The following is an 11,927-nucleotide window of genomic DNA, read 5'->3' as shown; positions in this document are numbered from 1 at the left end:
AAGACGATAGGAGAAGGGGGGATACCATGCACGTAACTTCACGATCCGAATGGGCACTCGACCGTTCTTATACGATGGCCCAAGTCACACCCGTTGCAGATCCTATTTCGGGACGTATCACTGTACCGGGTTCTAAAAGCTATACCAATCGCGCGCTTATTATCGCTGCCCTTGCAACGGGTACTTCCAAACTAAAAGGAATTCTACGAAGTGATGACTCCTATTGGTGCATTGATGCCCTGCGTCGTCTAGGCGTCAGCATTGATGTGGATGGGGATGAAGTCACCATACAAGGGACCGGTGGAGAGTGGCCCACCGATAAGGGGGAATTATTTATCGGTGCAGCAGGTACCATTGCACGTTTTCTCCCAGGCGCTTTAGCAGTGAAATCCTCTGGGCAGTGGACAGTAGACGGGATTGAACAATTAAGAAAAAGACCTCTACGTCCCTTGATTGATGGTTTGAAAAGCTTAGGTGCGGATATCACATCTCTGTCCGAATCGGAGGGGCTGCCTTTAGTCGTAAAAGGAACGGGGCTAAGTGGTGGAACGGTCCAAGTACCAGGGAATGTGTCCAGCCAGTTTTTAAGTGGCCTTCTCATCGCTAGTGCTTGCGCCCGAGATAAGGTAACCATCAACGTGATCGGTGGCTTGGTACAACCGGCATACATCGGTATTACTTTGCAGCTGATGCGCGCTTTTGGCGCACATATCCAACACGATGAGGATTATACGACCTTTACGGTTCATCCGACAGGGTACGAAGCACGAGATACCGTATTAGAGGCGGATGCATCTACAGCCTGTTACTTTTTGAGTGTTGCTGCGCTCACCCAAGGGACGGTCAGAATAGAAAATGTGGGTTACCATTCACATCAACCAGACGCAAAGTTTATTGACGTGTTACAACGCATGGGCTGTCAAACGGTTAAGCATGACACTTATCTAGAAGTTACAGGGCCAAAGCAACTGAGAGGTGGGTTTGAAGTGGATATGAAGCCCATGTCTGACCAAGCTTTGACTGTAGGAGCCTTAGCGCCGTTTGCTGATAAGCCTATAACGGTAACCAACGTTGCTCATATTCGCAAACATGAGTCCGATCGTATTGCCGTTATATGTCAGGCGCTAGCGAACATGGGATTAAATGTTGAAGAAAATACAGACGGGTTTACAGTGTATCCTGGAGATCTACATGGGGCGAAGCTCGATCCACATGACGACCATCGCAACGCCATGGTATTTGCACTTTTGGGCCTCAAAGTGCCTGATATTCAAATCCTTGATCCAGCTTGTGTGTCTAAAACTTGTCCGACCTTTTTCTCAGAGCTGAAGAAGTTAGGCATTGACGTCACCTTAACCAAGTCTACAGTATAGTCTGAGCTGAGAGTATGAGCGATGGAACATTTTTTTAATTAAAATTTTTCCGTAGATGAACAGTTAGGATTTATGAATGAAAATTGTGGTCAAAATGAGCAGCAGAAGGGGAAGGAGTATAACCTTCCCGTCCTTCTGTCCTCACATATGCCACAACACTTAAAATTTTTTGAAAATATCCGTTGACATTTTAGCCCGAAAAGTTATAATAGAGTTACAGTATGGTTTCTCTCCACTCCTATCCATAAACTGGATCAACGACGAATGTCGTGCCGCACTTTGTAAGCCCTTACATAGGGCGAGCAAACTGCGGTTTTTTTTTGATTGTAAAGACGCTGTGTGAGAATGCTTAATGATGATTGATCGTCCCTCGTTCATTAACATGATGATTATTCTTTCAATGTTATCTTGTTTTTTGCTAACAAATCTATTAACAGTGTGTTATGATAGAAACGGCGTCCCAAAAAAGTGTGATTACTTAACGTTAAGGGCATAGATTTTACATAGAGCCTTAATATCCATTTTTTATGAAATGATGGACAAAAAAGAATGGCGTTATTCGAATAGTATGTCAACATTGACGAACGATTTACAGTTGACGACAATCTTACTGGGGAACGATCTGTACACTTTTATCGAAACTTTTATTGCATCGCTGCGTCTAAAAAGATAGAGATATTGGACAGAAGGGGTGCAGTGTTGTAGGGGGGAAATTAAAATCATGAATGATTCTCAGCTTATTCGTGAGATTAAAGATGGGAGAGTAGACCTTTACACTGTTCTAATTGAACGCTATGAGAGGAAGATATTCTCCTTCATCATGCACATGCTTAAACCGTATCGTTATGAATCTTTAGCCGAAGATTTGTGTCAGGAGACTTTCTTTAAAGCCTATAAGAATTTACAATCTTTTAGAGATGTAGAGGCCACGTTTTCTACCTGGTTGTATACTATTGCACGTAATACGGTTTTAAGCGAGTTACGCAAAAGCAAACATAAAGAAGTATACATAGAAGATAGCCTACAAACACCAAAAGCTTCCCTTGACAAATTACCCGAACAGGAGGTTTTACGCCATGAGCGTGAACACCTTGTTCGACAAGCGATCAATAATTTACCTGAAAAGCAACGCTCTGCCTTAATTTTGAGAGAATATGAGCAAATGGACTATAAACAAATTTCTCACATCCTTGGCGCCTCGGTCAGCTCTGTCAAATCACTTTTGTTTCGAGGAAGGGCCAATATTAAAAGTGAACTAGAGTCCTACTTTGCTGATCCTGCTGCGCTGGAGGGAAAAAAAGGGTGACTTAATTTATGAGGTGTACAGAAGTTCGCTCGTTAGTGAAAAGCTACCATGAAAATCAAATAGAAGAGTATACACGCATCAAGATTCATCATCATCTGGCATCTTGTGAGTCTTGTATGGAGGATTATGGGATGTGGATGAAAGGAGAGGAGTGGCTACAAGACGATGTAGCGTCCTCTCACGCATCGCAAGTGTCCATGACTTCTAGTGCCTCTAAAATGAATCAACAAGTCATGGCCCGTATAAGAGAGGATAATCGATGGGCAAATCCTTCAACAGAAGTGACCTCAACTTACTCAAGAAAAACGAAGAAGGCCATGTCCCTAGCGGGTCTCACTATGATGTTGTTATTAATGGTCCTAATCGCAACCATGTTTATTCCTCAAACGGAGGTCGCCATTGACCAACCGGTAGAAATGGAACAAATTGAAGAGGAATGGGCCATGAACACCATTATTTTAGAAGAAACAGTGAGTCATCCACATGAGGGAACGAGTATGAATTTTGACATGGTGGCGAGCTTAAATAACCCCCTTGTGTACGCCTTACCTCATGAAAGTTCACAACACTCAATGTCTCTGTACATTTTCATCTCAGTTTTTGGTATTTTTTGCGTTGTGATAAGTATGAGTTGGCTTACACGGGTATAAGATTATATAATAGTAGCTAAAGAGACTTTCTATGCGATAGAGTATATAGGAAGTCTTTTTCACATTTCATTGTTAGGAGAGCAAAACATGGAACAGATCGAAAAAGGATTTGATCAAATACAAGCAGGGCATATCGAGGATGGGCTGGCACTCATTGAAAAGGGGCTTCGTGATCCTCGCATTACGGATGATGTCAAATTTAATGTTGCTCAACAGTACTTCCAGTTGGGGTTTGTGGACCAAGCGATATCATTGACACAGGACCTCATTTATCTTTATCCTAACGAAACGGAACTGACGCTGTTTCTAGCGGAGTGCTATATGGAAAATGCACAAGAAGATGATGCGATTGCACTCCTCTCTGAGGTGAGTCCAGAAGAGGGTGAGGATTACATACGTGCTGTGCTCTTATCGGCTGAATTATATCTGATGGAAGGCCTTGATGAGGTGGCAGAAGATAAGATTAAAAGGGCATTACAACACTATTCTGACGAACCTGTTTTGCATACGGCCATGGGAGAAGTTTTCTATGCCCAAGAAAAGTATGGCCTGGCCATTACAAGCTATGAAAAAGGACATGTGATGTCCACCTACTCTAAATTAGCGGACTGTTACGCGCATATAGGGGAGTTTGAACGAGCGTTAGATTACTATAAAAAAGCCGTGACGAGTGAAAAAGAAAACGTGGATCTGGTCTTTGGCTACGGTTTTGTGGCGTATCACTTGGAAGAGTGGCGCTTGGCCATAGATAAATTCAAACGGGTATTAGAACTCGATCCGCATTATACGTCTGTGTACCCTCTGCTCGTTGAAGCATTGGTTAAAACAGGGGAAAGTCAAGATGCATTAAATTATATACAAGAAGGGATCAAGTACGATCAAACCAATCCATATCTATATTACTTGAAAGGACAAGCTCAACTAAAGGACCAACACTGGGCTGAGGCCAAAGAGAGCTTTCTAAAAGCACTATCGTTAGATGATGTCCATCAGCCAAGTCTAGAACAACTCATCGATATGGCTGAAAACGAGGAAGATTGGGAAACGGCCGTGGCATACTTACAACGTATGATGGAACATGCTCCAGGAAATAGTGGATTGCATTTACGCCTAGCGAAAGTGTACGAAGAGATGGAAGCCTTCCAAGAAGCACAACAGAGCTATGAGCAAGCTTATGAGCTAGATCCAGAAAATATAGAAGTCCTTAATCAGTACGGATATCTGTTACGTGACGAAGGCAAGTTAGAGGAAGCCATCCGCTTATGGCGACAATCTCTAAAACTAGATCCCGATCAATGGGAGATTGAGGAGCTCATACAAAGAGATACGAGTGTTTAAATGCCGACAGAACGTATAAAACAGGGAAAAACACCTCATACTATAGCCAAGAACTATAGATGGGGTGTTTTATTTATGAATCTATCAGAACACTTGCTCTATCGAGATATACAAGAATTGAACAAAATAGCCCGGTTTTATGAATGTGAATGTAATCATAATTCTAAGCTAGAACTAGTCCAATCGATACATTATGAAATTTTAAATGAGAGCCGATTTCAGTTGGTTACAGAAGGAATAGATGAAGTGGTTCTAAGGTTTTACACGTACCTTCTGTTTCAACCAACACCCTCTTTTCATATCGATGATGCTCTAGCCAAGGGAGCGTATATAGCGACACTATTTTCTCAAGAGGAATCCCCTCGTAAATGGGTGACAAAGCTTCTGATGAGAGGCATGCTTTTTCCAGTCACTACCCAACGACAAACCCTGCTTGAGATACCTGAAGATCTGCAACGTTATATGCGAAAGCGCATGATAGAATATTGGGCGACACAAGCGCATACCACTAATCAAACCCCATTATTACTGGATGCACCTGTTCATGATTGGCATATCATAGATGAAGGGGATGCGATGATACACGACGTGCAAATATTCTTAGATTATATACAGAAGCAACGTACGGTTGTCACAACGGTTGAAGGTGTGATGTATCAGCGTGAACAACAACAACTCTTCAAGACATTACATGTTCAGGAAGCTGTCTTAAAGGATCGAAAGTGGCGCTTTGGTTACGGTCGACGTTTTCCTGCCTACCCTGCCCGATTTGCCCTCATTTATGATTATTGCTTCGCAAAAGGGTGGATTGCAGAATGGGACACAGGGATTGGCCTTACACCAAAGGGAGAAGAGGTGTTGTCGAATGATGCATGGTCCACCACAACGCAAGCTGACATAATCAAGAGTTGGCTGAAGTTATATAAGCGTCCCTTACCATCGATACCGTTTTTATTAACATTGTCGCGGGAAATGTCAAAGCATCAATGGGTTCATACACACGCATTATTTAAGGTTGTCGAGGCTTGGTTAACGCCGTTTTATTTCGATGATATCCACACATTATTTGAACAACGCTTTTTGGGTATGGCCGTTTATCTCGGTTTGTTTCAGCAAGCAAAGTCAGGGACAGGTGAGACATACATACGGTTGAGCGATAGGGTCAAAAGACTAAATCTTTAAAATGACAAAGGAGTTGAAAGAAAAGAAGGGAATTTTTTGAGAAAAGAGAATAAGATAGTTAGTAAAGGAGGGGTGGCATGAATCACGTGATCTCCACAGAAGATAAGAGGGCTTTCCTCAATTGGTTCTTAGATACCTTTGAACTTCAGAAGCGAGAGTGCGCATGGCTTCTAACCTATCTAAAGTCGGACGATCAGCTTCTCAAACATGTTCGTTTTGTTGATGAGTTTATAACCTCAAAGCGCTCGATATTCATGTCGACCAAATGTCAAAACGATGTCTCATTTAAATTCAGTAAAAATGCCTTTACAACAACGGATGTGGAGCGTGCGTTTCACGACATACGTCTCAACCCGAACGAACAAATATTAATGAAGCTCTCATTTAAAAATTCAGAATCTTGTCCTAAATATGCGGCTGTGCGTGAAGTTCCTCCCGGAGAAACGGGGAGTACTAGCACGAATAGCTGGTATAGCTTACTCGCTGAAATGGTCTTAGACGAAGCCCTGGAAACTTACCAAAAAAAGACATTATATAACGATATTAATCGCGCCTTAGAAAACAAAGATAAGGATACATTCCTAGAATTGAGTGCACGCTGGTCAAATCTGATGAAGGACAGTGATTGAGTTTTGTACCCCAATTCTCTATAATAAAAAATATGAAGCCCGATCTTGACGGTCGGGTTTTTTATTATGATTGTCGTGCTAAACCCAGATGAGTGATAGGATGAAATGATAGCGTCTCATAAGAGATCATACCAAATGAAAGGGTGACTAGTCTTGAAATGGGAAGTGGCCACAATTGATCAATATGTACAAGCCAAGGCATTCGTGGATACAGCGCTCATACCGTTAGTTGATATTGAACTCGGGGATGAAATTGAAAGTGCCGTAACGACATCCGCTTTCGTGACAGGAGTCGCGAACAAGATGGAAGAACAGCTGAAGGGGCGAGTCCTCTTACTACCAGCGATGACAACGATTTCAGACGAATCCTTCGCTACTCTCTACCAAAGGATAAATGCATGGCATAGCTACCTTAAACAACAGGGGTTCAAAAATGTTGTTTTTTTGACACAAAATACTGAATGGATTGAAAGACAAACGGAGGTTGATAGCGCTATACTTGTATTAGACTCAGCACCCGAGAGTCTTGATTTGTTTCCTCAAGAGGTCAGTCGTATGACCAAAAAAACTGTGACTATGCTTATTGAAATTTGGCAAAAAGGTTAGACTAGAGGAAGATTCTATTAAAAAACTGATTTTGTCAATTTCTTGACGTGTTATATGGCATAGGCTATTATGTAAATTGTCCTAGTATATAGTATATGTAATTGTCCTAGATGGACTGATCTTAGATGTGTAGGGAGGTTAGAGAATAATGAGCGACAAGGACCAAGGTGTATCTCGGAGACAATTCCTTAACTACACGCTAATGGGTGTTGGAGGATTCTTGGTTGCTGGAACGGTCGCACCTATGTTGAGGTTCGCCATCGATCCACTATTACAAGTGGGCCAAGAAAAGGATATGGTCGCAGTGGGTGACATATCTGAATTCGGCTCTGAACCTACTCGACGTGAGTTCCAGCTTCGTGTGAACGACGGGTGGACAGAGTATGATGTTGATCAAACAGCTTGGATTAGTGTGAATGAAGATGGGGAAGTATTGGCACTATCTCCTATCTGTACTCATTTAGGCTGTGCGGTCATGTGGGAAGGTAATGAAAACGAACCAAACCGTTACTTCTGCCCGTGCCACAATGGTCTATATGAAAGAGATGGTGTCAACGTACCAGGTACACCACCAACAAGACCTTTAGACACTTATGAGTATGAAGTGGGAGACGACGGAAAACTTTATTTAGGTCAACCTGTACAAAGAGGGGGGGTATAGGGCATGCTAACAAAAATATATGATTGGGTAGACGAGAGACTAGATATCACCCCTATGTGGCGAGATATTGCGGACCATGAAGTTCCAGAGCATGTTAACCCTGCTCATCACTTCTCTGCGTTCGTGTACTGTTTTGGTGGTCTGACTTTCTTTATCACTGTGATTCAAATTTTATCTGGTATGTTCTTAACGATGTATTATGTACCCGATATCATGAATGCTTGGGAATCTGTGAAATATCTCCAGAATGATGTCGCTTACGGGCAGATCGTTCGTGGAATGCATCACTGGGGAGCCAGTCTCGTGATCGTGATGATGTTCTTACATACCTTAAGAGTCTTTTTCCAAGGTGCCTATAAAAAGCCGCGTGAATTAAACTGGGTCGTAGGGGTTCTCATTTTTATGGTGATGCTCGGTCTAGGTTTCACAGGTTATCTATTACCTTGGGACCAGAAGGCATACTTTGCAACTAAGGTTGGTTTGGAGATTGCAGCAAGTGTACCATTTGTTGGAGACTATGCGGCTACGTTCTTATCCGGCGGTGATGTGATAGGTGCACAAACGCTGACACGTTTCTTTGCGATACACGTTTTCTTTTTACCTGGCGCGTTACTGGCGCTTATGGGCGCTCACTTTGTAATGATCCGTAAACAAGGGATTTCTGGACCACTATAAAATGGAGTCCTTCTCCATCTGCAAGGGGGGTAAATCATGGCAAACCACAACAATAAAGATGTGAAATATGTAGGGGACTCTAGGGTACCTGACCGTCGTGTCCCAAATATACCGAAAGACTATTCTGAGTTTCCAGGGAAAACGGAAGCGTTCTGGCCAAACTTCCTATTGCGTGAATGGATGGTTGGCGCTGTTGTTTTGGTCGCTTTCTTAGTTCTAACCGTGGCACATGAGCCGCCGCTGGAAATTATGGCGGACCCAACGGATACAGGTTACTATCCCGTACCGGACTGGTACTTCTTGTTCCTGTTCCAATTATTGAAGTATTCTTATTTATCAGGGCCTTACACTGTCTTAGGGACCGTTGTTGTTCCGGGTCTCGCATTTGGCGCACTGATGCTTGCGCCTTGGTTAGATCGCGGGCCAGAAAGACGCCCGACACGCCGCCCGGTGGCGACAGGGTTAATGTTACTTGCGATATTTTCTATTTTTTACTTAACGTATGCGGCAGCGGAAGACCATGACTGGTCTCAGAATGAGCAATACGCTGCGAAGAATCAGCCAGAAGTTGAGATTGATACACAATCAGACGGTTATCAAGTATACGCCTCGCAATCATGTATCGACTGTCACGGGGAACAACTTGATGGCCTTGGTGTTTCAGGGCCAGCGATATATAACGCAGGTGAAGATTATACCGTAGAGGAGATACAAGATATCGCCTTAAACGGTATTGGTACGATGCCAGCTGGCATGTTTGAAGGTTCCGACGAAGAACTTGAATTACTTGCGGAGTGGCTGGCTTCCTTGGCTGAAGAAGAATAGTATTGTCTGACAAAAGCTGACTTGGGCTCTAGGAGACAAGTCAGCTTTTTTTAAGTGCGTTCCGACAAAGTGATAACGATAGCGTCAAAGCCCGGATGGTGAAAGTAGGTTTCGCCGAATCACAAAGCAACCATAGAAACAACAGAGAATGAACTTTTCGACAAAAGAAATAAGGGGGGCAAGAACATGTCCATATGGCAATGGTTCATAAGGTGGTTAGGCCAAAGAGGGACACTATGGCTATTATTTGTCGTTAACCTCTTTGGCACAATATACGGATATTACTGGTATAAAAATCAGCTCTTACAGACTGATCTGCACCTACTCCCTTTTGTACCTGATAGTCCCACTGCAAGTCTATTTTTTACATTAGTCTTACTGGCTTTTCTTTTAAAAAAACGGTGGCCTTTGCTAGAAGCACTTGCGACTGTCACATTAGTGAAATATGGTATATGGGCCACGGTCATGATTGTGTGGGGAGCAGCATTAGGGGCACCGATGTATTGGCAACACTACATGCTCATTTTTTCTCATATAGGAATGGCCATCCAAGCTGTTCTGTATACACCTTACTTTAGATTCAAATTTAAGCACCTTGTCTGGACGGGTGCGTGGACTTTACTTAATGATCTCGTCGATTACTCGCTGGGGACATTCCCAACCGTTAATGAGCGCTTACACGTGTATTTACCGACCATTGCCTTCTTTACGGTTTCCTTGAGCTTGTGTAGTTTATACTTAGCGTATAGGTTCGTGGTACACAAAAGGGTTAAACGACTAGACTTAGATTTCTAGGTCTAAACTTGTCCTGTCCTCCATAATATAGAATGGAGGAGGGGACGGAAATGAAAGCTTTTTTCAATCAAACCATCGGTTGTGGGTTTTTGGTTATGCTCATCTTGATCATGACGCCTTCAACCGACGTTTTCACGCCATTTGAAACAGCATCAGTGCGAGCAAATGAAATCACCAATGATACGAATAACATGCGTCACCTGTCAGCTGAATCCCCAGAAGGCGCTCAATTAGCCGAAGAATGGCAACAACTTAATACATATATTAAAGAGGCGCAAGCACTCGCAGAAAAGAAAGAGTATGGAGCAGCGAAACAAGTATTGGAGCAGCTTGAGCGCGCCTTTATTAACATTGATATGGGCCAATATGTGAATAGAGTGGAACAGGTTGATATCCTCACTAATACCATCATCCAAGCGAAACAAGCCTTAACGAGACTTGAGCCACGCACGGAAGAAATTAATCAGAACTTATTAAGATTGCGTTTAACGTTTGATGCCGTTTCTCACCAGAAGCAACCTCTGTGGCTTTCTTTTTATCCCATGGTCGTGCAAACAATTGAAGAGTTGAAGGACGCATTAGCCCAAGATAACAGAGACACCTTTTATCAGAAAGTGAATACCTTAGCCACCCAGTTTGAAATCGTTCGTCCTGCTTTGGTCATTAGCCATGATGTCGGTGTTGTAGAACAACTCGATTCTGAGGTGACGTTTCTCACGAGTGACAGATCAGAACGGTGGCAAAATAAAGATCATACACTTTCTTTCTTAGAGGGGATGATGAGTCATGTAAAAGAGGCTTTCTTTCAAAACAAAGAAGGTGGACTTGAATCATTAGTGCTTGTATTGTTGCTTATTGGATCTGTTATTTGCTCTGTTTTAAGTTACGTTGCCTGGAGAAAATATAAAGGTGAAATGGAAGAGAAAAAGACTTTCCAAAGTGATGGGAGTCATGATAAATATTGACTAAATTTGACTAATTTCATTATAATAAAGTTAAGGAAGCCAATGGGTATGAGTCATGAAAACAAGACTTCCAACTATTGTGTCATTCCATTTATGTAGACTAAAGGAGAGATGTGCATGATATTTCTACTCACATTGGTGCCGGCAATCCTGTTTGCGGTGTACGCACAGTACAAAGTGCGTTCAGCTTACAAAAAATACTCCCAAATCTCTTCATCCTCTGGTATGACTGGGGCAGAAGTGGCTAGAAGAATATTAGATACCAATGGCTTGCAACATATTGGCGTAGAAGAAGTCAAGGGTCAGTTGACAGACCATTACGATCCCTCTGGCAAAGTTGTTCGACTATCCTCGGAAATTTATCGCGGGACGAGTCTAGCAGGAACAGCAGTTGCAGCGCACGAGGTAGGCCATGCGATTCAAGATAAGGAAGCGTATGCCTTCTTACGCTTTAGACACGCCTTAGTTCCTGTCGCCAATTTCGGATCAAAGGCAGCCTTCCCGTTAATCTTAGCTGGAATCTTCCTCGGGTACGGTGGAGGATTTTTCAGCCAACTTCTTCTCGTAGGCATTGTATTGTATACAGCGGCTGTACTATTCCAGGTGATCACGTTACCTGTTGAATTCAATGCAAGTTCTCGAGCGATGGATTTAGTTGTATCACAAGGCTTTATTCGTAACGAGGAAGAGAGATCGACTCGAAAAGTATTGGACGCAGCAGCGCTTACGTACGTTGCAGCAGCAGCAGCGGCCGTTCTAGAACTTGTGCGACTCGTCTTTATATACATGCAACAAAACGATTAACGAGCTCGAATTTCAAAGCAAAAAGAGCTGTGGATGCCACTGGCATACAGCTCTTTTTTTTTTGGCTCTACAATATAAAAAGAAGGCCTGAGTAAGAGCGGCCGGAAGCACGTCCCAA

At 42.9% G+C, this 11,927-nt stretch carries 13 protein-coding genes; all 13 read left to right on the top strand.

What is annotated here, in order from left to right; all coding sequences use genetic code 11:
• The first annotated feature begins 26 nt into the window (after positions 1 to 26).
• The 13 genes from aroA to JKM87_RS08860 all read left to right on the top strand — a co-directional run bounded on the left by aroA (position 27) and on the right by JKM87_RS08860 (position 11,809).
• Complete coding sequence (gene aroA, locus JKM87_RS08920) at positions 27 to 1,373, top strand: 3-phosphoshikimate 1-carboxyvinyltransferase (RefSeq protein WP_202079992.1); 1,347 nt, start codon at positions 27 to 29, stop codon at positions 1,371 to 1,373.
• Positions 1,374 to 2,094: 721 nt separating this feature from the next.
• Complete coding sequence (locus JKM87_RS08915) at positions 2,095 to 2,679, top strand: RNA polymerase sigma factor (RefSeq protein ID WP_202079991.1); 585 nt, start codon at positions 2,095 to 2,097, stop codon at positions 2,677 to 2,679.
• A gap of 8 nt (positions 2,680 to 2,687) precedes the next feature.
• Positions 2,688 to 3,329 carry a zf-HC2 domain-containing protein gene (locus tag JKM87_RS08910; protein WP_202079990.1) on the top strand — a complete coding sequence of 214 codons (642 nt, stop codon included), beginning with the start codon at positions 2,688 to 2,690 and terminating at the stop codon, positions 3,327 to 3,329.
• Between the two features lie 87 nt (positions 3,330 to 3,416).
• The gene (locus tag JKM87_RS08905; RefSeq protein WP_202079989.1) at positions 3,417 to 4,667 is read left to right on the top strand and encodes a tetratricopeptide repeat protein; all 1,251 of its coding nucleotides are present in this window, start codon (positions 3,417 to 3,419) and stop codon (positions 4,665 to 4,667) included.
• Between the two features lie 75 nt (positions 4,668 to 4,742).
• On the top strand, positions 4,743 to 5,849 hold the full coding sequence (locus JKM87_RS08900; RefSeq protein ID WP_202079988.1) for a hypothetical protein: 1,107 nt from the start codon (positions 4,743 to 4,745) through the stop codon (positions 5,847 to 5,849).
• A 77-nt stretch (positions 5,850 to 5,926) separates the two neighbouring features.
• Entirely contained in the window at positions 5,927 to 6,478 is a 552-nt protein-coding gene (locus JKM87_RS08895; RefSeq protein WP_202079987.1) for a YpiB family protein, read from the top strand.
• Between the two features lie 153 nt (positions 6,479 to 6,631).
• Positions 6,632 to 7,084: a DUF2487 family protein gene (locus JKM87_RS08890; RefSeq protein ID WP_202079986.1), complete on the top strand. Its 453-nt coding sequence runs from the start codon at positions 6,632 to 6,634 to the stop codon at positions 7,082 to 7,084.
• Positions 7,085 to 7,232: 148 nt separating this feature from the next.
• Positions 7,233 to 7,745, top strand: a complete 513-nt coding sequence (locus JKM87_RS08885) for a Rieske (2Fe-2S) protein (RefSeq protein WP_202079985.1) — start codon at positions 7,233 to 7,235, stop codon at positions 7,743 to 7,745.
• Positions 7,746 to 7,748: 3 nt separating this feature from the next.
• The gene (qcrB, locus tag JKM87_RS08880; protein WP_202079984.1) at positions 7,749 to 8,420 is read left to right on the top strand and encodes a menaquinol-cytochrome c reductase cytochrome b subunit; all 672 of its coding nucleotides are present in this window, start codon (positions 7,749 to 7,751) and stop codon (positions 8,418 to 8,420) included.
• A gap of 36 nt (positions 8,421 to 8,456) precedes the next feature.
• On the top strand, positions 8,457 to 9,245 hold the full coding sequence (locus JKM87_RS08875; protein ID WP_202079983.1) for a menaquinol-cytochrome c reductase cytochrome b/c subunit: 789 nt from the start codon (positions 8,457 to 8,459) through the stop codon (positions 9,243 to 9,245).
• A gap of 186 nt (positions 9,246 to 9,431) precedes the next feature.
• The gene (locus tag JKM87_RS08870; RefSeq protein ID WP_202079982.1) at positions 9,432 to 10,040 is read left to right on the top strand and encodes a DUF1405 domain-containing protein; all 609 of its coding nucleotides are present in this window, start codon (positions 9,432 to 9,434) and stop codon (positions 10,038 to 10,040) included.
• Between the two features lie 50 nt (positions 10,041 to 10,090).
• Positions 10,091 to 11,005, top strand: coding sequence for a sporulation protein YpjB (locus JKM87_RS08865; RefSeq protein WP_202079981.1), 915 nt, complete (start codon positions 10,091 to 10,093; stop codon positions 11,003 to 11,005).
• 117 nt (positions 11,006 to 11,122) lie between these two features.
• Positions 11,123 to 11,809: a zinc metallopeptidase gene (locus JKM87_RS08860; RefSeq protein ID WP_202079980.1), complete on the top strand. Its 687-nt coding sequence runs from the start codon at positions 11,123 to 11,125 to the stop codon at positions 11,807 to 11,809.
• The last annotated feature ends 118 nt before the right edge of the window (positions 11,810 to 11,927 follow it).

The organism is Caldalkalibacillus salinus (assembly GCF_016745835.1).
Classification (GTDB): domain Bacteria; phylum Bacillota; class Bacilli; order Caldalkalibacillales; family JCM-10596; genus Caldalkalibacillus_A; species Caldalkalibacillus_A salinus.
The sequence above is the reverse complement of the archived record's forward strand: the minus strand, read 5'-3'. Positions and strand labels throughout refer to the sequence as shown.